We start from the raw sequence: 23,688 nt of genomic DNA on the forward strand, positions 1-23,688 counted from the left end.
CTCGCGGGCTTTTTTTATGGTTAAATAGATACTATTCAGATTTTATATAAGTTCAGAATCATCATGAAACCGACCTGGCAAAAATGGGGGTGGCTCGCCGCCTCACTCCTCCCCCTTTCTTCGGCAATCGCTAACGAATTACAGGCAACGCAGTACGGCGATTTTGACCGTTATGTGCTGGCGCTCTCCTGGCAAACGGGATTTTGCCAGAGTCAGCATGAGCGCGATCGCCGCGAGCCTGATGAGTGTCGCCTGCAAAAAGAGGTCACGGACAACGTCGATTTCCTGACCGTTCACGGTTTGTGGCCAGGGTTACCGAAATCCATCGCGTCGCGCGGGGTGGATGAACGCCGGTGGATGCGCTTTGGCTGCGCCACGCGTCCGATCCCTAATCTACCGGAGGCTCGAGCCAGTCGTAAATGTTCCGCGCCAGAAACAGGGCTTTCGCTGGAAACCGCCGCCAAACTCAGTGACGTGATGCCGGGAGCGGGCGGGCGCTCTTGCCTCGAACGCTATGAATACGCAAAACACGGCGCCTGCTTTGGCTTCGACCCGGATACGTACTTCGGGACGATGGTGCGGTTGAACAAAGAGATCAAGGCCAGCGAGTTAGGGGCATTTCTCAGTGAAAATTACGGCAAGAGTGTGAGTCGCCGCGCCTTCGATGCGACGATTGCCAGACGCTGGGGAAAAGAGGCTGTCAAAGCGGTCAAACTGAACTGTCACGGCAATCCGGCTTACCTGACGGAGATCCAGTTCTCGCTGAAAGCCAGTACCATCAACGCGCCGCTCTCCGCCGACTCGTTCGCCCCGCAACCTCATCCGGGGAACTGCGGTAAACAGTTTATCATCGACAAGGCGGGTTATTGATTCACTGTCCCGGCGCGAAATCCGCACCGGCGACAGCGTTAACGTTTCACACGTGCATCCGGGCGCACCAGATCAAAACGGTGCGACTCGCCGATCGCATAGTAGGCTGTTGGGCCGCCGGCGCGCAGTACGGGCTGCGCTTTTGCGGTCTGGTAAATGCCTTCTTCCAGTAGCGTTTCAGCAATATGAATCCCCACCACCTCACCCAGAATCAGCCAGGTTTCGATGGCTTCGCCCTGCGCGGTCGTGAGCTGAATGCTCTGCGACAGGCGACATTCAAAATTCACCGGACTTTGCGCAACGCGTGGCACTTTCACCAGACGACTTTCTGCCTTCGTCAGCCCGGCGGCATGAAATTCATCTTCACCATGCGGCAGACTGGCAGAGGTTTCATTCATCGCGCTGGCTAACTCTCGCGTGGTCAGGTTCCAGACAAACTCGCCGGTTTCCATGATGTTACGCACGCTATCTTTCCAGCCGGTGCTGGCAAAACCAATAATGGGTGGATGATAATTGAAACAGTTGAGGAAGCTGTAAGGCGCCAGATTATCACGACCTGCGGTATCCTGAGAGGCGATCCAGCCAATAGGCCGGGGACCAACAATGGCATTAAGTGGGTCGTGCGGCAGGCCGTGTCCCTGCGAAGGTTGATAGAAATACATAGTATTCTCTGATGAATTTAACGTCGGCGAAGCACGAATTGCGCTCCGCTCATCCCCCTGATGGAAGAGGATCAGCGTAGAGTAATCCGTTAAAGATTACGACTGAATAAAGTTAAGCAGATCCTGATTTATCTGCTGTTTATGGGTGGTGCAAATGCCGTGGGAACCGCCCGCGTATACCTTCAGTTGCGCGTCAGGCAGGATTTCCGCCGCCACTTTGCCACAGGTTTCAAATGGGACAATTTGATCATCATCACCGTGAATGACCAGTGTTGGGATGGTCATTTTACGCAGGTCTTCACGCAGGTCCGTTTCCGAGAACGCCTTGATGCAGTCGTACATCGCTTTTATTGAGCCCTGTAATCCCTGCTCCACAAAACTTTCCCGTACCGCTTTCGACTCCTTCGCGCCAGGGCGGTTATAACCATAGAATGCGCCGGTCAGCTCATAGAAAAAGGCGGCACGGTCATTGACAACGCCTTCACGAATGCCGTCAAAAACCTCTTTAGGTACACCGTTTGGGTTAAACTCGGTTTTCACCATAATGGGCGTCACCGCACCAATCAATACCGCTTTTGCCACCCGCTGCGTCCCGTGTCGCCCGATATAACGCGCCACTTCGCCCCCGCCAGTGGAATGGCCAACGTGCACCGCATTTTGCAGATTCAGGTGCGCGGTCAGTTCAGCCAAATCGTCGGCGTACTGGTCCATGTTGTGCCCTTCCCACGGTTGCGCTGAACGACCATGCCCGCGCCTGTCGTGGGCTACCACCCGAAATCCTTTCGAGCCCAGAAAAAGCATCTGATCCTCAAAGGCATCAGCCGTTAACGGCCAGCCGTGGCTGAAGACAATGGGCTGTCCATTGCGGTCTCCCCAGTCTTTGAAATACAGATAGCTGCCATCTTTGAGAGTAATTTTGTCGTACTGGCTCATGAGATCTCCTGTAACGTAACACTGAGAGTGTGGCGCGCCCGCGGCGCGTGCTTAAAAAGCATAATGCAAATTTGAGAACGATCACGTTTATCGAATAAAATTCATACTAGTGATGCTTTTATAGCTATTTACCCGAATGTGAACTAAATCACTTCAAACCCGGGGTAAGTCTCAGTATCATCTGGAGAGTTAAACCCTTGCCGCCAGACGGTGAGGGTTTTCTTTTGGGAATATCACCTGCGGCAAAACGCAGTACCGACGACATGGAGTAAAAATGTCCAGACCAACTATCATCATTAACGACCTTGATGCAGAACGCATCGATCGCTTACTGGAACAACCCGCGTACGCAGATTTACCTATTGCCGACGCGTTGAATGACGAGCTGGATCGTGCCCAAATGTGTTCGCCAGAAACCATGCCGCATGACGTCGTGACCATGAACAGCCGCGTTAAATTCCGCAATCTCAGTGATGGCGAAATTCGCGTGCGTACGTTGGTGTATCCTGCGGCGATGACCGACAGCAATACGCAGCTTTCAGTGATGGCACCCGTCGGTGCAGCACTGCTGGGCGTGCGTGTGGGCGATACCATTCACTGGGAACTTCCGGGCGGCGCATCCACCCACCTCGAAGTGCTGGAGCTGGAATACCAACCAGAAGCCGCCGGCGACTTCCTGCGTTAATCCCATCTGCATAAGCGACTTTCCGCTTTACCCAGAGGATGCGCTCGCATCCTCTTTCCGTCACTTCCCTAAAATCACCCGTTCTTCCTGGTTTACCTTTCACCGAACTCGTCCACACTGAATCGGTTTCATTGGCAGGTGCGGTCATGAACGAAACATTCAGTATATTACTGGGATTCTTCATTATGGCGGCGATCATCGTCGGAGCCGTGCTTTACCTGGAGAATCACTGGTAGCGAATGGACAAGGAATCGCCGCACAATGCGAAAAATCCCCTGCAGAAAGCAGACAGAATTATTATTATATGCTTGAATGATTTGAGTATTAATTAACAGGGAGAAACGGGTATGTATAAGACAATCATTATGCCGGTTGATGTTTTTGAAATGGAACTGAGCGATAAGGCAATTCGCCACGCTGAGTTTCTGGCGCAGGAGGATGGCGTCATTCATCTTTTGCATGTGCTGCCAGGATCGGCCAGCCTGAGCCTGCATCGCTTTGCCGCCGACGTGCGTCGTTTTGAAGAACATTTACAGCATGAAGCCGAAACCCGACTACAAACGATGGTCGGTCACTTCAGTATCGATCCTTCCCGCATCAAGCAACATGTCCGCTTCGGCAGCGTCCGCGACGTGGTCAATGAACTCGGCGAAGAGCTGAATGCTGACGTGGTGGTCATTGGCTCACGTAATCCGTCAATCACCACACACCTGCTGGGTTCTAACGCGTCAAGCGTGGTACGTCATGCAACCCTGCCGGTACTGGTTGTGCGCTAAATTACGCCCGGATACCGACAAGCCCTGCCAGCCGGCAGGGCTTTTTTGTCTATAAAAAAACCGCCGGTGATTAACAGGCGGTTTCGATATTGCAGGTGTAGTCTTACTTTCTTTTTATGCCGTTTTCGTACGAATCAGGTAATCAAAGGCACTCAGAGACGCTTTCGCCCCTTCGCCGGTCGCGATGATAATCTGTTTGTACGGTACGGTGGTACAGTCGCCCGCGGCAAATACGCCCTTCACGCTGGTTTCGCATTTCGCGTCGATGATGATTTCACCCATCCGGTTGCGCTCAATCGCCCCTTCCAGCCAGGTGGTGTTTGGCAGAAGGCCAATCTGAACGAAAATGCCCGCCAGTTCAATGTTGTGAACATCGCCACTCACGCGGTCACGGTATTCCAGACCGACCACTTTCGTGCCATCGCCTTTCACTTCCGTCGTCTGGGCGTTCAGGATGATATCGACGTTTTTCAGACTGCGAACTTTATCCTGCAGTACCTGATCCGCCTTCATTTCCGGGGCAAATTCCAGCAGCGTCACGTGTTCAACGATACCGGCGAGATCAATCGCCGCTTCCACGCCGGAGTTACCGCCGCCGATCACTGCCACGCGCTTACCTTTAAACAGCGGGCCGTCGCAGTGCGGGCAATAGGTAACGCCTTTGGTACGATACTGATCTTCACCGGGAACGTTCATATTGCGCCATTTCGCACCGGTGGCAATGATAATGCTGCGCGCTTTCAGTATCGCGCCAGACGCCGTTTCAATCTGATGTAAACCGCCTTCACTGGTCGCAGGCAGCAGCTTACTGGCGCTCTGGCTGTCGATCACGTCGACGTCATAATCATCGACGTGGGCCTTGAGCGCGCCGGCCAGTTTCTGCCCTTCTGTTTTCGGTACAGAAATGTAGTTTTCGATATCCACAGTATCGAGTACCTGACCGCCGAAGCGCTCGCCCATCAGACCGGTACGAATGCCTTTACGCGCGGAGTAAACCGCTGCTGCCGCGCCCGCCGGGCCGGAGCCGACAATCAGAACATCATAGGCATCACGCTGGCTCAGTTCTTCTGCCGCGCGTTTTTCTGCGCCGGTATCCACTTTCGCCACGATTTCCGTCAGCGTCATGCGACCCTGACCAAACTCTTTACCATTAACGTACACGGCCGGAACGCCCATCACGTTACGCTCGGTGATCTCGTTCTGGAACGTGCCGCCATCAATCGCCGTATGCTTAATACGTGGGTTCAGCACCGCCATCAGGTTCAGCGCCTGCACCACGTCAGGGCAGTTATGGCAGGAGAGTGAGTAATAGGTTTCAAACTCAAAATCACCATCAATATCGCGGATTTGCTCAAGCAGAGACTGTGCTTCTTTTGACGGGTGTCCACCGGTCCACAGTAGCGCCAGAACCAGCGAGGTAAACTCGTGTCCCAACGGGGAGCCTGCAAAACGCGGTCCCTGATTTGAACCCGGATTAGTGATCAGGAAAGAGGGTTTGCGTACGGCTAAGCTGTTGTCTTCTTTAAAGGTGACTTTCTCTGACAGTTCGGCGATCTCAGCCAGCAATTCCTTGATTTCTGCCGATTTAGCGCTGTCATCCAGCGTCGCAATCAGCTCAACGGGTTTCGTCAGTTTCTCAAGATAGGCCTTGAGCTGGGTTTTCATATTTGTGTCGAGCATTCTTCTTCCCTCTCTGAAAACATCATCATGCAAGCCGATTGTCTACCGCGGCATGAATGCAACTTGCGTCATGGTGCTGAATAAAACGGGCACCCAAAAGCACCCGTAAATGAAGCAAATTCCCAGTATTTCTTGTCACAGGAAGGCGGCAAGCTTATGAATCCCCGGGAGCTCACATAAGTAAGTGACCGGGTGAGTAAGCGCCGCCAACACACCTGTGGCATGAAAGACGCCGGAATTTTTAGATTTTGCCAACCAGATCTAAAGATGGAGCCAGCGTCGCTTCACCTTCTTTCCACTTAGCCGGGCACACTTCACCTGGGTGAGAAGCAACGTACTGAGCAGCTTTGATTTTACGCAGCAGGTCAGAAGCATCACGGCCGATACCTTCAGCGGTAACTTCGATCGCCTGGATGATACCCTGCGGGTCAACAACGAACGTTGCGCGGTCTGCCAGACCTTCGTCTTCACGCATGTTGTCGAAGTTACGGGTCAGGGCGCCAGTCGGGTCGCCGATCATCGCATATTTGATTTTCGCGATGGTGTCAGAGCTGCTGTGCCATGCTTTGTGGGTAAAGTGGGTATCGGTAGAGACAGAGTAAACGTCTACACCCAGTTTCTGCAGTTCTTCATAATGGTCTGCAACGTCGCCCAGTTCGGTCGGGCATACGAAAGTAAAGTCAGCCGGATAGAAGAAGAAGACGCTCCAGCGGCCTTCGGTATCTTTCTCGGTGACTTCGATGAATTCACCGTTTTTGAACGCCTGGTTTTTAAAAGGTTTAATTTTGGTATTAATCAAAGACATCTGTACTTCCTCCGTGTTTTCGTTGAGGGATAAGTTACCGAAGATTGACTGACAGGGCTAATGCGTTTCCTTTATCAAATCAATAAGCGTTAGCTAACAAACCACTCAATTCAACGTTGTGAACGTGCTACGACGCAAAGTAAAAAGGGCCACCTTTGCAGGCAGCCCCGTTACCTGAACTACCCGTGGGTAACTTCAGCGCCAGTGAAACTGGCTATGTGTTGCGCTCTACATTACCTTAACAAAGGTTGTAACAGCGAGAAGGATTACACCACCCCACTCCTGAAAGGGCAATGTTCCTGTCTGAGGTCTTACCTATGACTGTGATAGGTTTTCTCACCTCACTCGAAATCGCTATGATTTATAAGGATAAAAGATGTTAAAACGTACGCTCTTACTCTCCCTTTTCCCTCTCTTTGTCTGGGCCGAAGACCTGCCTGCACCGGTCAAAGCGATAGAAAAACAAGGGATTACCATTATCAAGTCGTTTGATGCGCCCGGCGGGATGAAAGGTTATCTCGGGAAATACCAGGATATGGGGGTCACTATCTACCTGACGCCTGATGGCAAACAGGCCATTTCAGGCTACATGTACAATGAAAAAGGCGAAAACCTGAGCAATCAGTTGATAGAGAAAGAGATCTATGCGCCCGCCGGACGAGAAATGTGGCAACGCATGGAAAAAGCCAATTGGCTACGGGATGGCAAGCAAGATGCCCCGGTGGTGATCTATGTTTTTGCTGACCCCTTCTGCCCGTACTGTAAACAGTTCTGGCAACAGGCGCGTCCGTGGGTGGAGTCGGGTAAAGTACAATTGCGTACGCTACTCGTCGGTGTCATCAAGCCAGAGAGTCCTGCCACTGCCGCCGCCATTCTGGCGTCAAAGGATCCGGCAAAAACCTGGCATGATTACGAAGCCTCTGGCGGAAAAATGACGCTCTCCGTGCCTAAAGCGATTTCTCCGGATCACATGAAAAGCCTCAATATGAACCAAAAAATCATGGATGATTTGGGCGCGAATGTCACACCCGCTATTTATTATATGAGTAAAGATAATGTCCTTCAGCAGGTGGTTGGCTTACCTGAAAAAGCGCAACTGGATGCCATGATGGCGCAACCATAAATAAAATGGGTAATTACATTAAATTTAATATAATTACCCAAAGAAATATTCATGATAACTTTAGAATCATTTCGTGATTTAAGCCTCACTACAGTGATATTTAGGTCAGAAACAATAATTTCTTTTATGTGAATCCCTTCTGTCAGAAAGGCCTGCTCAGATAGCAGACTTTTGATATCAGTTAAAATATATTCATAGATAATATATTAAATATACACTAATTAACTTATTGAATTTATTTAAACATTGCGCACTCCTAAAAAAGACTTATATTATAGAGGGATATCTATTTCAGGCGTACGACTTTAACGTTTAAGGATAAGCGATCCATGTCTGTTTATAAAATATCATTAAACCAAAATGTACTGGAAGCCGCTGAAGAACGGATCACCTGGACGCTCGAAAATCTTCCCCGCGTATGCGTCTCCTTTTCCGGTGGTAAAGATTCCGGCTTGATGTTACATCTGACGGCAAATCTTGCACGCAAGCTGAACAAAAAGATCAGCGTATTGTTCATTGACTGGGAAGCGCAATTTTCCTGCACCATTAACTATATTAGCGCCTTACGCGAAATGTATGCCGATGTCATCGACCATTTCTATTGGGTTGCCCTTCCGCTTACCACCCAAAACTCACTGTCTCAGTTTCAACCTGAATGGCAGTGCTGGGAACCCAATACCCAGTGGGTTCGCCAACCGCCGCCAGACGCAATCACCGATCCGGGCTATTTTCCCTTTTATCAACCCGGCATGACTTTCGAACAATTCGTGCGTGAATTTGCCGACTGGTTTTCGAATAAACGCCCGGCGGCCATGATGATCGGCATCCGGGCAGATGAGTCTTACAACCGCTTTGTGGCGATCGCCAGTTTACGTAAGCAGCGTTTTGCCGATGACAAACCCTGGACGACCGCCGCGCCTGGCGGACATACCTGGTATATCTATCCGCTGTATGACTGGAAAACGGCCGATATCTGGACCTGGTTCAGCCGCACGGAGCAGCCCTGTAATCCGCTCTACAATCTGATGTATCAGGCTGGTGTCCCGGCCCGTTACATGCGTATTTGTGAACCATTTGGTCCTGAACAACGTCAGGGGTTATGGCTCTATCACGTGATTGAACCCGAAAGATGGGCGGCGATGTGCGCACGTGTCAGTGGCGTCAGAAGCGGTGGGATCTACGCCGGGCAGGATAATCACTTCTATGGCCATCGAAAAATTCTCAAGCCCGAGCACCTGAGCTGGCAGGACTACGCCATGCTGTTACTGCTCAGCATGCCGATCAGCACGGCTGAGCATTACCGCAATAAAATCGCCGTCTATTTACAGTGGTACAAGAAAAACGGCCTCGGCGAGATCCCGCAAACACAGACTGGTGATATTGGCTCGAAAGATATCCCCTCCTGGCGACGTATCTGCAAAGTGTTATTGAACAATGATTACTGGTGTCGGGCGCTCTCTTTCAGTCCAACTAAACCGAAAAGTTACCAGCGTTACAGCGAACGCATGAAAGCGAAACGCAAGGAATGGGGAATATTATGCAACAACGATTGACACAGGATCTCATCAGCTTTCTCTCCGCTCTGTCTGAGGAAGAAAAAATTAAGGCTATCAATGAGTTCAGAATGGCGATTCACAGCGTCAGTCCGTTTCGTAACGAACCGGTTGACTGTGTGCTGTGGATAAAAAACAAACACATTTCACCTAACGATTACAATCCCAATAACGTCGCTCCGCCGGAGAAAAAGCTGCTGCTGAAATCTATCGAAGCGGATGGCTTTACCCAGCCCATTGTTGTTACCCAGTCCAGCCCGGAGGAATACGAGATCGTCGATGGCTTTCATCGCCATGAACTGGGGAAAGGCAAAGCTTCGCTCAGATCCCGTCTCAAAGGCTATTTGCCCATTACCTGTCTGGAGGGAGACCGCCACGACCGCATGGCGGCGACCATTCGCCACAACCGCGCCAGGGGGCGGCATCAGATCCACGCGATGTCTGAAATTGTGCGTGAACTGGCATTGCTGGGATGGGAAGATGCAAAAATCGGTAACGAACTGGGGATGGACGAGGACGAAGTCTTGCGCCTGAAACAGATCAATGGTCTTCAGGAGCTGTTTGCCAGTCGTCGGTTTTCAAAAGCCTGGACGGTGAAATAGCCTGATTGTGCCGGATGACGCACTTATATCCGGCCCGAACTTTCTCATACTCAACAGCAGCGCGCCCCGCCTTTTCCGCCATAGCGTGCATCCTGGCGCTCGCGGAAAAACTCCTCGTAGGTCATTGGCGTCTGATCCGGATGGGTCATGCGCATATGCTCAACATAGTTGTCGTAGTCCGGCACGCCAATCATCAGTTTCGCGGCCTGGCCCAGATATTTCCCGGCTTTTGAAAGCGTATCAAACATCATTACCACCTGTCAGAAAACCCCTCTCCCGGCTGGAAGAGGGGAATAATTACACGTTAATGGGCACCTTTGGCCTGCGCAACGATCTCTTCCACATTTTCCGGCATCGGCTCATACGGCGTCTCTTTCGCCGTCGGCTTATCCTCTTTAAGTGCGGCAAGCGCCGTCTTAATGGAGAACAGCGCCAGAACCACGACCACTACCATGAAGAAGATAGTCAGGCCCGCATCCAGACGGTTGTTAAACACCAGTTGCGCCAGTTGCGATTCGGTGTACTGCGGCGGGATATTGCCGCTGTCGATCATCGACTGGAACTTATTGGCGATAGCCAGGAAGCCCACTTTTGTATCCGGGCTGAAGGATTTCTGCCAGCCCGCCGTCAGAGTACAAATCAGCAGCCATGCGGTCGGCACCAGTGCCACCCACGCATAACGCTGACGTTTCATCTTGAACAGCACAACCGCGCAGAGCATCAGCGCCATACCTGCCAGCATCTGGTTGGCGATACCAAACAGCGGCCACAGGGTGTTAATGCCGCCTAACGGGTCCACCACGCCCTGATGCAGGAAGTAACCCCACGCCAGCACGCACAATGCAGTCGCCAGCAGGTTGGCAGGCAATGAGTCTGTACGTTTAAGGCCAGGAGAAACCACGCCCAGCAGGTCCTGCAGCATAAAGCGCGCCGCACGCGTACCGGCATCGACCGCCGTCAGAATAAACAGCGCTTCGAACAGAATGGCGAAGTGATACCAGAAGGCCACATCCATCATGCCGCCCAGCGCGCCATGCAGGATATAAGCCATTCCCACCGCCAGCGTCGGCGCACCGCCCGCACGGGAGATAATCGACTGCTCACCTACTTCGTTGGCAATCTGATGCAGCGTATCCGGCGTAATGGCAAAGCCCCAACTGCTGACCACCTGAGCGGCAGATGCCACCACGTCAGTGGTGCCCGCTGGAGCCAGCACAGCCATTGGGCTGTTCATAGCAAAATAGACGCCCGGATCGATGATACAGGCAGAAACCAGTGCCATGATGGCGACGAACGATTCCATCAACATCCCGCCGTAGCCGATAAAGCAGGCCTGGCCTTCGTTCGCCAGCATCTTCGGCGTCGTGCCGGAGGAGATCAGCGCGTGGAAACCCGAAACGGCGCCACAGGCGATGGTGATAAACAGGAACGGGAACAGGTTACCCGTCCACACCGGCCCGGTCCCATCGACAAATTTAGTCAATGCAGGCATCGTCAACGTCGGGCGCATGATCAAAATGCCAACCGCCAGACCCACAATCGTACCGATTTTCAGGAAAGTAGAGAGGTAGTCGCGCGGAGCCAGCAGCAGCCATACCGGCAGCACCGCCGCCACGAACCCGTAGCCCACCAGCATCCAGGTTAACTGAACGCCAGTGAAGTCAAAGTACGGTGCCCAGGTTGGACTTTCCGCGACCCAGCCGCCGGAGATGATGGCAAAAACGAGGAACACCAGGCCGATAACCGACACTTCGCCGATACGCCCCGGACGGAGGTAGCGCAGATAGATCCCCATGAAGATCGCCAGCGGGATGGTGAACGCGACGGTGTAAGTCCCCCACGGACTGTGCGTCAGGGCTTTCACCACGATCATCGCCAGCACGGCGAGGATAATCACCATGATCATGAAACAGGCCACCAGCGCAATCACCCCTGCGGTTGGGCCCATCTCTTCTTTCACCAGTTCACCCAGCGAGCGACCGTCCCGGCGAGTCGACACGAAGAGCACCATGAAATCCTGTACCGCTCCGGCTAAGACCACGCCGGCCAGCAGCCAGATCATGCCCGGCAGATAACCCATTTGCGCCGCCAGTACCGGTCCGACTAACGGCCCCGCGCCGGCAATCGCCGCAAAATGGTGACCGAACAGCACTTTTTTGTCGGTGGGCACATAGTCAAGCCCATCGTTATGGCGCACTGCAGGCGTCATTCGCGTCGGATCCACTGCCAGCACATTTTTGGCGATGTACAGACCGTAGAAACGATAGGCGATGAGATAGACACAGACCGACGCCACGACTATCCACAGCGCGTTAATCTGTTCCCCACGGTTTAGCGCAATATAGCCCAGAGCAAATGCGCCCATAACCGAGAGCACTGTCCAGATGAGGTATTTCCCTGATTTATTCATGGTTGTTATCCGTTTGCGTGTTCCAGAGAAGAGAGATGTTACATTTTGTTTCTATAACATCTTTTCTGGTTTTAACAACCTGACAACCCGATAAACCTGAAGTATCACCAACTATTTACATTGCATTGTTAACTGGATCACTTCATTCACCAGTTAACGTTGCAATCTCATGATATTACGTGCGCTCAGCCCAGCACCGCCGTTCCCAGTCGACAGGTGCAGCATCGCCGCCCTTGTTCATCGAACACCGCGATTTCCCAGCTCTGGCTTTGTCGTCCCAGATGCAGCGGCTGGCAGACTCCGCGCACCTTGCCCTGCGAAACCGCACGGTGATGGGTCGCATTCAGTTCTGTTCCGACGACGCATTGTCCGTCGCGGGTCATCAGATAACCCGCCATTGACCCTAACGTTTCAGCCAGCGCCGCCGATGCCCCGCCATGCAGTAAGCCAAACGGTTGATGCGTACGGGTATCCACCGGCATTTCGGCCTCCAGCACGTCATCACCGAGTCGGGTGTAGACAATGCCCAGATGTGCCACCATCGTGTTCTGGCTGGTGGCGTTCAGTTCGTCGAGCGTTAAATGACGTTTCCAGATCATCGTTATGCTCCCAGCGTGGAGCCGCCGTCCACCACGATATCCTGCAATGTAATGTGGCTGGCCAGATCGGAGGCGAGGAACAGAATCGTGTTGGCAATCTCCTGGGGACGGGCGATTTTACCCAACGGAATGCCGAGCTTGAACTGCTCCGCAAAGCCGCGAATACGCTGCTGTTCCGCGTCATCACTGACCCACAGCGTACGCTGCATGTCAGTATCCGTGGAGCCGGGTGACACCAGATTACAACGCACCCCGCTGTCCGCCAGCTCCAGTCCGACGGTCAGCGCCAGACTTTTCAATGCAGCCTTCGACGCGCCATAGGCGCTCATGCCGATGCGTGGCGTATGCGCGGCATCAGAAGCCACGGTCACTATCGCCCCGCCCTGCTGGCGGCGAAACTGCGCCATCGTCTGCTGGAACAAGTTAAAGGCGCCGCCGACGTTAACGGCAAACGTCTGCTGCCAGTCGCGCGGACTTAGCGCATCAGTTGCGCCCATGCGCAAAATCCCGGCGGCATTCACCAGCACATCCAGCCGTTCGGAGTGCGCGAGCACGCGCTGACAGACCTCAGCCACCTGTCCGGCATCCGCCACATCCATCACTTCAGTGGTAAACGGATAATCCTGTAAAGCGAACTCGCGATCGAACCCCGTGACCTGCGCCCCGGCCTCGACAAACGCCAGCGCCGTGGCATAACCAATGCCTTTACCCGCACCAGTGACCCACGCCGTTTTGCCACGAAAATCAAATCCGATCATTAGCGTACCTCACGGGAGAGCAGTGCCCACCAGGCATCAATGGTCGGGTTTTTCGCCAGCATCACAAAGTCGATATCGCTGTGCACTTTACGCCAGCGCGCCGCCAGGGCCATCATCCGTACAGAGTCGAGACCGTAGTCGATCAGGTTCTCGTCATCCATCGGTTCATCAGACTCATCGAGCAGCGGTAAAATCAACGCCCGCAGTTCATCTTTGCTTGACGGCACCGGTGCAGGCAGTAGCTCCTGAGTCATCACGACGCGACCTGAACGTCCCGCGACATACTTCAGCGACATGAGGTGCTCCTCACGGCTAAAATCAGCCAGCGCATCCGCCACCATAAACGGCTTGATATCGCGCATAAAGGCGTCCGTCGCCGTGGTCATGCAGCCGATGTGTGCATACACTCCGGTGATAATCAACTGGTTACGGCCGGTTTCTTTCAGCATCAGTTCCAGCGGGGAACGGTGAAATGCGCTGTAGCGCCATTTCACCAGCACATTATCGGCTTCATCCGGTGCCAGCGCGGCGACCACTTTTTGCTGCTCCGGCGAGCGCGTCAGTCCCGGCCCCCACATGTCGTTCAGCAGGGCGCGATCTTCATCACTCTGATCCTTCGGCTGCGCGGTGTAATAAACCGGAATATTGTGCGCTTTACAGTAGCTGCGCAGCGCGGCGATATTGGCGATCACCTGCTCCATCATCGGACAGTTTTCCCCCCAGAAGCTGACGAAATAGTCCTGCATATCGTGGATCAGCAGCGCCGCACGCTCCGGGTCAAACGCCCAGTTGACCTTATTGACCGGAATATCAAGCGCGGTTGGCAGCGCGTAAGCCTGCAGTTTAGGAATTGCCATTGCGTGTTCTCCTTCAGGCCGAACGTGTTGCCAGCCACTGACGTAATTGTTTTTTATCGACTTTACCGACCGGGGTCAGAGGCAGCGCCTCAACGGTTTCCACCCGGTCTGGTAACTTGAATTCAGCGATGCCCTGCTCACGCAGGAAACGGCGCACCTGCACCGCGCGTAATGGTTCTTTTACCACCAGGTACGCGCAGCTTTTCTCACCCATCAGTTCATCTTCCATACTGACCAGCGCCGCGTGAATCACCGCCTGATGACGCAGCAACAGGTTTTCAATCTCTTCTGCTGCGATCTTCTCGCCGCCACGGTTGATCTGGTCTTTCTCCCGTCCCTGAACGGTGATGTAACCATCCTCATCGATAGCGATCAGATCGCCTGAGCAGTAGAAACCGTTGGCGTCAAAGGCGCTGGCGTTATGCTGTGGACTCTTGTAGTAACCGCGGAAGGTGTACGGGCCACGCGTCATTAACCGACCCGTTTCTCCCTGCGGCAACGGGTTGCCATCGGCATCGGCTACCCACACTTCATCATCCGGACACATCGGACGCCCCTGGGTATTGATGATCCGCTCCGGGCTGTCGTCGAGACGGGTGTAGTTCACTAAACCTTCGGCCATGCCGAAAACCTGCTGTAACTGACAGCCAATTTCGGCCGGGATCCGCGCCGCCAACGATGCGGACAGGCGTGCGCCGCCAACCTGCAAGAGCTTCAGCGAAGCCAGTTGCGCGTTGCTGCCCCATTCGTTAATCGCCTGTAACCACAGGCTGACCGCAGGCGGCACCAGCGCCGTCGCATTAATCTGATGTTTTTCAATCAGTGGAAAGCACAGCGTGGCGCTGGGATCTGCAGCCAGTACCACAGTGCCACCCGCGAGAAACACGCCCAGCGAACCAGGCGAACTCATGGCGTAGTTATGTGCAGCAGGGATCGCACATAAAAAACGCGTATCGGCGGTGAAGTGACAGATTTCATTACTGCGGCGTACGCTGTAGTAATAGTCGTTGTGGGTTCTCGGGATCAGTTTCGGCGTCCCGGTCGTACCGCCAGAGAGCTGGAAGTAGGCCACTTCATCCGCGGGCGACGGCGTGGCGACAAACGCGTCTGCCGGCTGACTTATCGCCGCTTCCAGGCAGTGCTCACCGCTGTCATTGAGCAGATGCACCACCCGAATAGTCTTATGTTGAGTAATGAAGGCGTTCAGAAAATCATTGTCGGCAAACAGCGCGTGCTGACGATCGGCAATCAGCAGCGCAGGTTCGATTTGCGTCGCATACGCGGTAAGTTCAGTGCGCTGATGGCTGAACAGGGCAAGTACCGGCGCGACACCAAGCTTCAATAGCGCAAAGAACGTGATGTATAACTCCACCACGTTGCCCAGTTGCACCAGCGCGGTTTCGCCGGGTTTGAGCCCCTGACGGCGTAGCGTACAGGCGAGATTGTCAGCCGCCTGGTTAAGTTCCCGGTAGCTTAACTGGCGCTCGCCCTCGATGACCGCCGTATGGTCGTTTTCGGCATGGCGGACCAAAATGTCCGTCAGTGGCAGATCCTGCCAGTAGCCTTTTTCACGGTAACGACGGGCAAATTCGTCAGGCCACCGGGTGAAAGGAATACTCATCATCGCTCCTTAATACAATCCAAAAACGTTCAACATGGTGGAAAGTTTGACGCCGGTTTCACGCCACTCTCCCACCGGCGAAGAGGCCGGGACGATCCCTGCGCCCGCAAACAGGCGGACCTGGTTTTTACGTAACGTCGCGCAGCGGATGGTCACCACCCATTCACCGTTGCCTTCGGCGTCGCACCAACCGACGATGCCGCCAAACAGTTCGCGGTCGAACGGCTCCAGATCAGCAATCAACTGTTTCGCCGCCTGATGCGGGAAGCCGCTCAGCGCAGGCGTCGGGTGCAGCAGACAGGCCAGCGTCAGGGCGTTCTCTCCTGCCCTGGCTGTTCCTTCAAACGGTGTACCGAGGTGCCAGAGCGTTGGCGTGGTGATGAGCTGCGGCGAAGACGGCAGTTGCAGATCCTGGCAGCGTTCGCACAGCACGGTTTTCATCGCCTGCGTAACCAGCTCGTGTTCGTGCCGATCTTTCTCAGAGGCCAGCAGACGGTTTCCGGCTTCCCGGTCCAGCACGTCATCAGGCTGACGACGCGCGGAGCCCGCCAGCGGCAGTGAGCTAAAGCGCTCGCCCTCTTTGCGCAACAGCAGTTCCGGGCTCGCGCCGAGCAGAACGCCACCATCGTGCAGCGGGACATGAAAGTTGTAACTAACTGGGTTTTGCGCCACCAGACGCTCAAGCAGCGCACCGCTGTTGATCTCGACATCGGTGGTGATATCAATGAGTCGCGACAGCACCACTTTGTCAACTTCCGGCGTCGCCGTCAGCGCGGCGGCGCGCGCGACCATCTCTTCAAACGTTTCCTGCTCTGGGATCGCTTTGCGAGCCGTAACGTTCAGCGCCTGATGGTCGGTAAAGTAACACGATGATCGTTGTTTTTCCTGGCGAGAAAAGGTTTGCCAGCTTTGGGGAATAAACAGTGACGATGGTTGTCGGGTGTCGAACGGAATAGCCCCCACCATGACCGGATTGGCGATACCCTGCGCTTTGGCATCGGCGAACATTTTTTGTAATTTTTGTTGGAAGGGACTGTCTGGCGAATCGCCGTTCACGGCAGGTTCATCGAAGCGGGCGAAACATCCTGACGTCGTAAAGCTCCGATACGGCGACATAAAGAAAAAGCGATGGGGTGCAAGTGTTGCCATGGTCTGCTGAACTTCCTCGGCCAAAGACGTATCCATATCATCCTCCAAAAATGATAAAGGTTTTAATAATGATTATCATTTATATTTTCGGGCGCTAACCTAAAAGCAAACAAGCGACATGTCAACTCTTGAGGTAGCACAAAGTGCGACTAACGCTTGCATCCCTTACGCTTAATAATGAAAATGAGAAGCATTAATAACTCAGCACAGGAACTGATTTGTGAGACTGCCTTCCCTGCCCGGCCTGCTCGTTACGCTCTTCGTTTTCGGATTCTCCTCAGCCCATGCCGCGGACTGGCCGCGTCAGGTGACTGACGTTCGCGGCAGCCACACGCTGGAGCACAAACCTGAACGCATCGTCTCTACCAGCGTCACGCTCACCGGCTCATTACTGGCGATTGATGCGCCGGTGATCGCCAGCGGGGCGACGACGCCGAACAACCGCGTCGCTGACGATCAGGGATTTTTGCGTCAGTGGGGTGATGTGGCAAAAGCACGCAAGCTGACGCGTCTGTATATCGGCGAGCCGAACGCTGAAGCTGTGGCTGCGCAAATGCCCGATCTCATTCTGATTAGCGCGACCGGCGGTGACTCCGCGCTGGCCCTGTACGATCAACTCTCCCCTATCGCCCCCACGCTTATCATTAATTACGACGATAAAAGCTGGCAGTCGCTGCTGACACAACTGGGCGATATCACTGGCCAGGAGAAACAGGCCGCCGCACGCATTGCTGAATTTGATAAGCAACTGACCGCCGTTAAGCAGCAGTTGACGTTGCCGCCACAACCGGTAAGCGCGCTGGTTTACACCGCCGCCGCCCACAAAGCCAACCTGTGGACGCCAGAGTCCGCGCAGGGCAAAATGTTGGAGCAGCTTGGCTTTACTCTGGCAACGTTGCCTGGCGGGCTGCAGGCCAGCCAAAGCCAGGGGAAACGTCACGATATCATTCAGCTTGGTGGTGAAAATCTGGCGGCCGGGCTGAACGGTGAAGCGCTGTTCCTGTTTGCTGGTGACGAAAAAGACGAGCAGGCAATTTACGCTAACCCACTGCTGGCACATCTCCCGGCGGTCCAGAACAAGCGGGTTTACGCCCTGGGCACCGAATCTTTCCGCCTGGATTATTACAGTGCGATGCGAGTGCTCGACCGCCTCTCCACGCTGTTTTAAACGCCATTGCCGGATAGCGGTTAATGCCCTGTCTGGCCTGCTTCACATTATGCCGGTTCCGGCGGTGTCTGCCGGAATCGACGTAACTCACTGAGCAACAGCAGCAGTAACAGCCCCACAATCACCAGACCAAAGCCGCTGAAGCTCGCCGAGGCCACCGGCGTCATAACAGCCCCCAGACCGCCTAACAACGCCGCACCGATGGCATCTCCGGTGACGTTCTGCGCCGTCCACAGGCCGTTGATGCGACCTAACATATTTTCCGGCGTCTGCGTTTGCAGCATCGTGTACTGCAACAGCGAGCTAATCGCGCTCAGCCAGCCGAACAGCGCCAGACAGACAACGCCTAACGCCCAGACGGGCATCAGGGCAAACAGGCCAATCGCCAGAAACGCCCCTACGCTCGAAGCCAGCATGATTAATCCCGGACGCACGCTGTGCGCCAGTTGCCCGCTGGTGAGCGCGCCGACTGCCGCCCCGAGCGGAATAGCGGCGTACAACATGCCAATCTGTGCCGCCGACATCTGCCAGTTAACTGCCAGCGCCGGATAGAGCACGCGCACCGCGCTTGCCATCGTCAACAGACCGCCAAGTAGCGCAATGCCGCCGATCAGCGGGCTGGCAAGCAGGAAGCGAAACGCCGTCAGCAGCGATTTCAGCGGATGTTCACGTTGCTGCGGTGGGGGCGGCAGCGCCGGAAGGCTCAACAGCGGCAGTAAGGTGATAAAAGTGCCCGCCGCTGCCAGACCGTAGTTCCATGCCACACCGCCGGTGGCAAGCAGCAGTCCGCCCAGCATGGGCGAAATCACCGAACCCAGACGCACGGTCAGCATGGTAATCGCCCCAGCCTGCATCAGGTTTTCACGTCCCACCAGCGCGGGCGTCGCCGCCAGCAATGCCGTCACGCCCAGCGAGGCAAAAAAGCCGTCCCACAGGCCCAGCAGATAAATGGCAATAAGAGAAGGTTCTGGCAGCATAGCGTTCAGACACAGACCGATGAAGCCAATGCCGCAGGTGCCGCGCGCCAGCAGGATCACTTTTTTGCGTTCATAGCGATCGGCCAGTACGCCGCCGACCATCAGTCCGACAAACATCGCGCTGCCGGTTAGTGTCACCGAGAGCCCCACCTGCCATGTGGAATGCGTCATCATCTGGATCTGCACGGGTACCGCGACGCCAAGCAGTCCAAGCGAGACAATAGAGATAAAACGGGCCAGGAAGACAGCGCGAAATGCCGGGTGTGTCTTCAGCAAACTGAGGTTAAGCAGCCAGGATTGTCGATTCATTACAACGCCTTAATGCGATCTTTTTTTCATTATCCATTCAATGGCTGCACATGCTAACATAATCAAATAAGATCGATAACGATAATTACTATCATTATCAGGGAAGTTGATATGTCATGTTCTGTTTCCGTGACGCGTGCCATTGCCGTGCCCGGATTGTTGTTATTACTGGTTATCGCCACGGCATTAAGTCTGATCATCGGCGCAAAATCCTTGCCCGTCTCCGTGGTTGTGGAAGCACTCAGCGGTACCTGCCAAAGTGCCGATTGCACCATCGTGCTGGATGCTCGTCTGCCGCGAACGCTGGCGGGACTGCTGGCGGGAGGCGCGCTGGGACTCGCCGGTGCGCTAATGCAAACGCTCACCCGTAATCCGCTGGCCGATCCGGGTCTGCTTGGCGTTAATGCCGGAGCCAGTTTTGCCATTGTGCTGGGCGCCGCGTTGTTCGGCTTTTCCACACCGCAGGAACAATTGATGATGGCCTTTATCGGCGCACTGGTCGCATCGCTGGTTGTCGCATTTACCGGCAGTCAGGGCGGCGGTCAGTTGAGTCCGGTGCGTCTGACACTGGCGGGCGTCGCGCTCGCTGCTGTTCTGGAAGGTCTCACCAGCGGTATCTCCTTGTTAAACCCGGATGTCTACGATCAGCTTCGTTACTGGCAGGCTGGCTCACTGGATATCCGTAACCTGCAAACGCTCAAAGTGGTTATTGTGCCAGTGCTGATTGCCGGTGCCACCGCGCTGATGCTCAGCCGGGCGCTGAACAGCCTGAGTCTGGGAAGCGATACCGCCACGGCACTTGGCAGCAAAGTCGCACGCACGCAGCTCATCGGCCTGTTAGCCATCACTGTCTTATGCGGTAGCGCCACGGCGATTGTCGGACCGATTGCGTTTATCGGCCTGATGATGCCGCATATGTCGCGCTGGCTGGTCGGCGCCGATCATCGCTGGTCGCTCCCCGTGACGCTGATCGCCACCCCTGTTCTGCTGCTTTTTGCCGATATCATTGGCCGCCTGATTGTTCCCGGCGAGCTGCGCGTGTCGGTCGTGAGCGCCTTTATTGGTGCGCCAGTGCTGATCTTTCTGGTTCGTCGTCGTCCACGAGGTGCCGCATGATGTACGTGTCGCGTCGCCTGCTGATCGCATGCCTGTTACTGATGGTCGGCTGCCTGTTCTTCGCGCTCTGGGGCCTGCGTAGCGGCGCGGTGACGCTGGAAATCTCTCAAATTATTGCCGCGTTAACCGGCGATGCGCCGCGCAGTCTGACGATGGTCGTGACCGAATGGCGTTTACCGCGCGTGTTGATGGCGCTACTGATCGGCGCTGCACTCGGCGTCAGCGGGGCGATTTTTCAGTCTCTGATGCGCAACCCGCTCGGCAGCCCGGATGTGATGGGCTTTAACACCGGAGCCTGGAGCGGCGTGCTGGTCGCGATGGTGCTGTTTGGTCAGCATCTGACAGCTATCGCACTGGCGGCAATGGCTGGCGGACTCCTGACGTCGCTGGTGGTGTGGCTGCTGGCCTGGCGCAACGGTATTGAAACCTTCCGCCTGATTATTATCGGTATCGGCGTGCGCGCCATGCTGTTTGCGTTTAACACCTGGCTGTTGTTGAAGGCCTCGCTGGACACTGCGTTGACCGCCGGATTGTGGAATGCCGGATCGCTTAACGGCCTGACCTGGGCAAAAACCTGGCCTTCCGCACCCATCATTATTCTCATGCTGGCAGCTGCCGGGCTGCTGGTGCGGCGCATGCGTCTGCTGGAGATGGGTGATGACAGCGCCTGTGCGCTGGGGGTCAGCGTGGAGCGTTCACGACTCGCCATGATGCTGGTCGCCGTGGTGTTAACCGCAGCGGCCACCGCACTGGCCGGACCGATTTCCTTTATTGCGCTGGTTGCCCCACATATTGCCCGTCGCCTGAGCGGCACCGCGCGTTGGGGATTAACCCAGGCCGCACTCTGCGGCGCGCTGTTACTGCTGGCGGCCGATCTGTGCGCACAGCAACTGTTTATGCCTTATCAGCTTCCGGTGGGTGTGGTCACCGTGAGCATCGGCGGTATTTACCTTATCGCCTTGTTAATTCAGGAGTCCCGCAAAAAATGACCGAATCAGTAGCCCGTTTGCGTGGCGACCAGTTAACGCTGGGTTATGGAAAATTCACCGTTGCCGAAGACCTTAACGTCACCATCCCGGATGGTCATTTCACGGCCATCATCGGGCCAAACGGCTGCGGGAAATCGACGCTGTTGCGAACCCTCAGCCGCCTAATGACGCCAGCGAAAGGGCATATCTGGCTGGACGGCGAGCCTATCCAACGCTACCCCAGCAAAGAAGTGGCTCGACGCATTGGCCTGCTGGCGCAAAATGCCACGACGCCGGGCGACATCACCGTGCAGGAACTGGTGGCGCGCGGACGCTATCCGCATCAACCGCTTTTTACTCGCTGGCGCAAAGAAGATGAAGATGCCGTGACGCAGGCAATGCGCGCCACCGGTATTACGCATCTGGCCCGCCAAAGCGTGGATACGCTGTCCGGTGGCCAGCGCCAGCGAGCATGGATAGCGATGGTGCTGGCGCAGGAAACATCGATCATGTTACTCGATGAACCAACCACCTGGCTGGATATCAGCCATCAGATCGATCTGCTGGAATTACTGAGCGAACTGAATCGCGAGAAAGGCTATACCCTCGCCGCCGTACTGCATGACCTTAACCAGGCCTGCCGCTATGCCACCCATTTGATCGCGTTGCGGGAAGGAAAAATCGTCGCGGAGGGGGCGCCGAAGGAGATCGTCACGGCGGAATTGATTGAGAAAATCTATGGGTTACGCTGCATGATTATCGACGACCCGGTGGCGGGCACACCGTTGGTGGTGCCGCTGGGCAGCCGTTGAATAATGACCGGAAGGCGCTCCCCTTCCGGCTATTGTTCAGAGCAGTCGTTCTGTGATAGTGGTTTCATCCATTCTACGTGCTGCCATTGCATGCCTGAGGAGTACACTACCGCAGGCCACGATCCCTCCTATTGTTGCCGCCAGCACGATCACGAGCATTCTACCCGGCCCCTGTTTTTTTACAGGTAAGGATGGTTCAAGCTGGTATTTGAACGGCGAGAATTTCACATCATGGATATTGACTGACTCCAGTTGCTCAACATGGTACTGCCGGTTTTTTAATTCCGCATTCAGCTCAGCCACATCGGTTACCGATTTTTCAATTTCCAGCTTTCGCTGGATCCCATCGGCGCCCAGAGCAATAGAAAAATCAGGATCGTCTTTCACCGCCTGGCCATTACTGTAAACCGGCTTTTTAATTCCGGCTGCATTGGCAATCTCCAGTGAGTAATTGAGTCGTTGAATATTTGTATCCAGTTGATTTTTAAGTTTTACACGGTCCAGCGCCAGACGCTCTTTCTCAAAGCGCGTTTTAACCTCGAGTTGATTGCGGATATTTTCCAGCGAATCCTGCACCACAATGTCAGAAATAAACTGGATATATCCCGCCAGCACCTGCTGTGCCTCTTCTTTGGTCGGTGCCGTAAAACTCAACACCCAGGATGTATACAATGCCGTTTCATTTTTCTTTCCGACATTGCTGTCCACCGCTTTCATTTTTTCGCTCAGCGCAACAATAGCCCGATGTAATTCCAGGGCATCGATTTCTGCCCCTTTTAATTGCTCCATCACAAATGAAGATGAGCGTAAATATTGCTCCAGCAGTGACGACGACTGAAATTTCTTGATAAAAAGATTGAAGGTATGTCCACGGTCGACCTTAACATCAAGATCCAGAACATGTAATCCCGTCAGCGCTCTCTGCAGATCCTGCCACTGAATTGACTCGGCAGGCGTCACCCTCGCTTCGCTGGTCCAGCGCTGTGGTAAAAAGAACGTGGCGAATAACCCCAGACATGCAAACGCAAACGTACACGCAATAATGTGTTTTTTAGCCTGCCATAAAATATCAATCAGCTTTAATAAATCGATTTCATTACTCTGGGTATGCGGCAACGGAAAACCAGTAAATTCCGTATTTTTATCCTGCTTGACATTAAGTGACGGCATACTGTACGTCCTGTTGCAAGTTCCATGAAAGCTAATTCTTGCTAACAGCGTAACAAACCCCCTGACCATTCCGAAATGTTAATTC

The 23,688-nt window shown here is 54.5% G+C and carries 24 protein-coding genes; 11 read left to right on the forward strand and 13 right to left on the reverse strand.

The window, feature by feature from the left end; genetic code table 11:
* Positions 1–63 precede the first annotated feature (63 nt).
* The gene (gene rna, locus I6L53_RS15570) at positions 64–870 is read left to right on the forward strand and encodes a ribonuclease I (protein ID WP_042320743.1); all 807 of its coding nucleotides are present in this window, start codon (positions 64–66) and stop codon (positions 868–870) included.
* A gap of 38 nt (positions 871–908) precedes the next feature.
* Here rna and I6L53_RS15575 read toward each other — a convergent pair whose 3' ends face one another.
* Positions 909–1,532 (reverse strand): flavin reductase family protein, encoded by a 624-nt coding sequence (locus tag I6L53_RS15575; protein ID WP_042320747.1) that lies wholly within the window; start codon positions 1,530–1,532, stop codon positions 909–911.
* A 96-nt stretch (positions 1,533–1,628) separates the two neighbouring features.
* Positions 1,629–2,465: an alpha/beta fold hydrolase gene (locus I6L53_RS15580; RefSeq protein WP_042320749.1), complete on the reverse strand. Its 837-nt coding sequence runs from the start codon at positions 2,463–2,465 to the stop codon at positions 1,629–1,631.
* 274 nt (positions 2,466–2,739) lie between these two features.
* Here I6L53_RS15580 and rnk point away from each other — a divergent pair, with 274 nt between their 5' ends.
* The 3 genes from rnk to uspG all read left to right on the forward strand — a co-directional run bounded on the left by rnk (position 2,740) and on the right by uspG (position 3,926).
* On the forward strand, positions 2,740–3,150 hold the full coding sequence (gene rnk / locus I6L53_RS15585; RefSeq protein WP_042320751.1) for a nucleoside diphosphate kinase regulator: 411 nt from the start codon (positions 2,740–2,742) through the stop codon (positions 3,148–3,150).
* A gap of 146 nt (positions 3,151–3,296) precedes the next feature.
* On the forward strand, positions 3,297–3,386 hold the full coding sequence (yldA, locus tag I6L53_RS23695) for a small membrane protein YldA (protein ID WP_271788437.1): 90 nt from the start codon (positions 3,297–3,299) through the stop codon (positions 3,384–3,386).
* 111 nt (positions 3,387–3,497) lie between these two features.
* On the forward strand, positions 3,498–3,926 hold the full coding sequence (gene uspG / locus I6L53_RS15590; RefSeq protein WP_042320756.1) for a universal stress protein UspG: 429 nt from the start codon (positions 3,498–3,500) through the stop codon (positions 3,924–3,926).
* 114 nt (positions 3,927–4,040) lie between these two features.
* Here the strand turns inward: uspG and ahpF are convergent, their stop codons facing one another.
* Both ahpF and ahpC read right to left on the reverse strand, forming a co-directional pair.
* Positions 4,041–5,606 carry an alkyl hydroperoxide reductase subunit F gene (gene ahpF / locus I6L53_RS15595; protein ID WP_042320759.1) on the reverse strand — a complete coding sequence of 522 codons (1,566 nt, stop codon included), beginning with the start codon at positions 5,604–5,606 and terminating at the stop codon, positions 4,041–4,043.
* A 241-nt stretch (positions 5,607–5,847) separates the two neighbouring features.
* Entirely contained in the window at positions 5,848–6,411 is a 564-nt protein-coding gene (gene ahpC, locus I6L53_RS15600) for an alkyl hydroperoxide reductase subunit C (protein WP_004859485.1), read from the reverse strand.
* A gap of 376 nt (positions 6,412–6,787) precedes the next feature.
* Here ahpC and dsbG point away from each other — a divergent pair, with 376 nt between their 5' ends.
* The 3 genes from dsbG to I6L53_RS15615 all read left to right on the forward strand — a co-directional run bounded on the left by dsbG (position 6,788) and on the right by I6L53_RS15615 (position 9,689).
* Positions 6,788–7,534 (forward strand): thiol:disulfide interchange protein DsbG, encoded by a 747-nt coding sequence (dsbG, locus tag I6L53_RS15605; protein ID WP_042320760.1) that lies wholly within the window; start codon positions 6,788–6,790, stop codon positions 7,532–7,534.
* 329 nt (positions 7,535–7,863) lie between these two features.
* Positions 7,864–9,087, forward strand: coding sequence for a phosphoadenosine phosphosulfate reductase (locus I6L53_RS15610; RefSeq protein WP_042320763.1), 1,224 nt, complete (start codon positions 7,864–7,866; stop codon positions 9,085–9,087).
* Positions 9,072–9,689, forward strand: a complete 618-nt coding sequence (locus I6L53_RS15615; protein ID WP_042320764.1) for an IbrB-like domain-containing protein — start codon at positions 9,072–9,074, stop codon at positions 9,687–9,689. The genes I6L53_RS15610 and I6L53_RS15615 overlap by 16 nt, the downstream gene beginning before the upstream one ends.
* Positions 9,690–9,739: 50 nt before the next feature.
* Here the strand turns inward: I6L53_RS15615 and I6L53_RS15620 are convergent, their stop codons facing one another.
* From I6L53_RS15620 to entC, 7 genes are all read right to left on the reverse strand, one after another.
* On the reverse strand, positions 9,740–9,937 hold the full coding sequence (locus I6L53_RS15620; protein ID WP_042320768.1) for a YbdD/YjiX family protein: 198 nt from the start codon (positions 9,935–9,937) through the stop codon (positions 9,740–9,742).
* 56 nt (positions 9,938–9,993) lie between these two features.
* Positions 9,994–12,099: a pyruvate/proton symporter CstA gene (gene cstA / locus I6L53_RS15625; RefSeq protein WP_042320770.1), complete on the reverse strand. Its 2,106-nt coding sequence runs from the start codon at positions 12,097–12,099 to the stop codon at positions 9,994–9,996.
* Positions 12,100–12,284: 185 nt separating this feature from the next.
* The gene (gene entH / locus I6L53_RS15630; RefSeq protein WP_042320772.1) at positions 12,285–12,698 is read right to left on the reverse strand and encodes a proofreading thioesterase EntH; all 414 of its coding nucleotides are present in this window, start codon (positions 12,696–12,698) and stop codon (positions 12,285–12,287) included.
* 2 nt (positions 12,699–12,700) lie between these two features.
* Positions 12,701–13,456 carry a 2,3-dihydro-2,3-dihydroxybenzoate dehydrogenase EntA gene (gene entA / locus I6L53_RS15635; RefSeq protein ID WP_042320775.1) on the reverse strand — a complete coding sequence of 252 codons (756 nt, stop codon included), beginning with the start codon at positions 13,454–13,456 and terminating at the stop codon, positions 12,701–12,703.
* Positions 13,456–14,313 carry an isochorismatase gene (locus tag I6L53_RS15640; RefSeq protein WP_042320778.1) on the reverse strand — a complete coding sequence of 286 codons (858 nt, stop codon included), beginning with the start codon at positions 14,311–14,313 and terminating at the stop codon, positions 13,456–13,458. Before I6L53_RS15640 ends, entA begins: the two co-directional genes overlap by 1 nt.
* 13 nt (positions 14,314–14,326) lie before the next feature.
* Complete coding sequence (gene entE / locus I6L53_RS15645; RefSeq protein ID WP_042320781.1) at positions 14,327–15,934, reverse strand: (2,3-dihydroxybenzoyl)adenylate synthase EntE; 1,608 nt, start codon at positions 15,932–15,934, stop codon at positions 14,327–14,329.
* A 9-nt stretch (positions 15,935–15,943) separates the two neighbouring features.
* Entirely contained in the window at positions 15,944–17,119 is a 1,176-nt protein-coding gene (gene entC / locus I6L53_RS15650) for an isochorismate synthase EntC (protein ID WP_042320784.1), read from the reverse strand.
* 190 nt (positions 17,120–17,309) lie between these two features.
* Between entC and fepB the strand changes: the two genes are divergently transcribed.
* Complete coding sequence (gene fepB / locus I6L53_RS15655; protein ID WP_217437646.1) at positions 17,310–18,251, forward strand: Fe2+-enterobactin ABC transporter substrate-binding protein; 942 nt, start codon at positions 17,310–17,312, stop codon at positions 18,249–18,251.
* Between the two features lie 47 nt (positions 18,252–18,298).
* On the opposite strand, the gene entS is transcribed toward fepB, so the two are convergent.
* Positions 18,299–19,537, reverse strand: coding sequence for an enterobactin transporter EntS (gene entS, locus I6L53_RS15660; RefSeq protein WP_042320788.1), 1,239 nt, complete (start codon positions 19,535–19,537; stop codon positions 18,299–18,301).
* Between the two features lie 111 nt (positions 19,538–19,648).
* Here entS and fepD point away from each other — a divergent pair, with 111 nt between their 5' ends.
* The 3 genes from fepD to fepC are packed head-to-tail and all read left to right on the forward strand — an operon-like array spanning position 19,649 to position 22,433.
* Positions 19,649–20,653, forward strand: coding sequence for a Fe(3+)-siderophore ABC transporter permease (fepD, locus tag I6L53_RS15665; RefSeq protein WP_042320792.1), 1,005 nt, complete (start codon positions 19,649–19,651; stop codon positions 20,651–20,653).
* Positions 20,650–21,642: an iron-enterobactin ABC transporter permease gene (fepG, locus tag I6L53_RS15670; RefSeq protein WP_042320794.1), complete on the forward strand. Its 993-nt coding sequence runs from the start codon at positions 20,650–20,652 to the stop codon at positions 21,640–21,642. Before fepD ends, fepG begins: the two co-directional genes overlap by 4 nt.
* Positions 21,639–22,433, forward strand: a complete 795-nt coding sequence (gene fepC, locus I6L53_RS15675; protein ID WP_042320795.1) for an iron-enterobactin ABC transporter ATP-binding protein — start codon at positions 21,639–21,641, stop codon at positions 22,431–22,433. Before fepG ends, fepC begins: the two co-directional genes overlap by 4 nt.
* A 36-nt stretch (positions 22,434–22,469) precedes the next feature.
* Here the strand turns inward: fepC and wzz(fepE) are convergent, their stop codons facing one another.
* Positions 22,470–23,603 carry an LPS O-antigen length regulator Wzz(fepE) gene (wzz(fepE), locus tag I6L53_RS15680; protein WP_042320797.1) on the reverse strand — a complete coding sequence of 378 codons (1,134 nt, stop codon included), beginning with the start codon at positions 23,601–23,603 and terminating at the stop codon, positions 22,470–22,472.
* Between the last annotated feature and the right edge of the window lie 85 nt (positions 23,604–23,688).

The organism is Citrobacter farmeri, assembly GCF_019048065.1.
In the GTDB taxonomy this organism is placed as follows: Bacteria; Pseudomonadota; Gammaproteobacteria; order Enterobacterales; family Enterobacteriaceae; genus Citrobacter_A; species Citrobacter_A farmeri.

Excerpts from the sequence above, each read along its gene's own strand:
- rnk (WP_042320751.1), top strand. The coding sequence starts at position 2,740 with ATGTCCAGACCAACTATCATCATTAACGACCTTGATGCAGAACGCATC.
- I6L53_RS15615 (WP_042320764.1), top strand. The coding sequence starts at position 9,072 with ATGCAACAACGATTGACACAGGATCTCATCAGCTTTCTCTCCGCTCTG.
- I6L53_RS15580 (WP_042320749.1), bottom strand. The coding sequence starts at position 2,465 with ATGAGCCAGTACGACAAAATTACTCTCAAAGATGGCAGCTATCTGTAT.
- entS (WP_042320788.1), bottom strand. The coding sequence starts at position 19,537 with ATGAATCGACAATCCTGGCTGCTTAACCTCAGTTTGCTGAAGACACAC.
- I6L53_RS15575 (WP_042320747.1), bottom strand. The coding sequence starts at position 1,532 with ATGTATTTCTATCAACCTTCGCAGGGACACGGCCTGCCGCACGACCCA.
- fepG (WP_042320794.1), top strand. The coding sequence starts at position 20,650 with ATGATGTACGTGTCGCGTCGCCTGCTGATCGCATGCCTGTTACTGATG.
- yldA (WP_271788437.1), top strand. The coding sequence starts at position 3,297 with ATGAACGAAACATTCAGTATATTACTGGGATTCTTCATTATGGCGGCG.
- I6L53_RS15620 (WP_042320768.1), bottom strand. The coding sequence starts at position 9,937 with ATGTTTGATACGCTTTCAAAAGCCGGGAAATATCTGGGCCAGGCCGCG.
- fepC (WP_042320795.1), top strand. The coding sequence starts at position 21,639 with ATGACCGAATCAGTAGCCCGTTTGCGTGGCGACCAGTTAACGCTGGGT.
- entH (WP_042320772.1), bottom strand. The coding sequence starts at position 12,698 with ATGATCTGGAAACGTCATTTAACGCTCGACGAACTGAACGCCACCAGC.
- dsbG (WP_042320760.1), top strand. The coding sequence starts at position 6,788 with ATGTTAAAACGTACGCTCTTACTCTCCCTTTTCCCTCTCTTTGTCTGG.
- entC (WP_042320784.1), bottom strand. The coding sequence starts at position 17,119 with ATGGATACGTCTTTGGCCGAGGAAGTTCAGCAGACCATGGCAACACTT.
- rna (WP_042320743.1), top strand. The coding sequence starts at position 64 with ATGAAACCGACCTGGCAAAAATGGGGGTGGCTCGCCGCCTCACTCCTC.
- ahpC (WP_004859485.1), bottom strand. The coding sequence starts at position 6,411 with ATGTCTTTGATTAATACCAAAATTAAACCTTTTAAAAACCAGGCGTTC.
- uspG (WP_042320756.1), top strand. The coding sequence starts at position 3,498 with ATGTATAAGACAATCATTATGCCGGTTGATGTTTTTGAAATGGAACTG.
- cstA (WP_042320770.1), bottom strand. The coding sequence starts at position 12,099 with ATGAATAAATCAGGGAAATACCTCATCTGGACAGTGCTCTCGGTTATG.
- ahpF (WP_042320759.1), bottom strand. The coding sequence starts at position 5,606 with ATGCTCGACACAAATATGAAAACCCAGCTCAAGGCCTATCTTGAGAAA.
- I6L53_RS15640 (WP_042320778.1), bottom strand. The coding sequence starts at position 14,313 with ATGGCAATTCCTAAACTGCAGGCTTACGCGCTGCCAACCGCGCTTGAT.
- fepD (WP_042320792.1), top strand. The coding sequence starts at position 19,649 with ATGTCATGTTCTGTTTCCGTGACGCGTGCCATTGCCGTGCCCGGATTG.
- entE (WP_042320781.1), bottom strand. The coding sequence starts at position 15,934 with ATGAGTATTCCTTTCACCCGGTGGCCTGACGAATTTGCCCGTCGTTAC.
- entA (WP_042320775.1), bottom strand. The coding sequence starts at position 13,456 with ATGATCGGATTTGATTTTCGTGGCAAAACGGCGTGGGTCACTGGTGCG.
- I6L53_RS15610 (WP_042320763.1), top strand. The coding sequence starts at position 7,864 with ATGTCTGTTTATAAAATATCATTAAACCAAAATGTACTGGAAGCCGCT.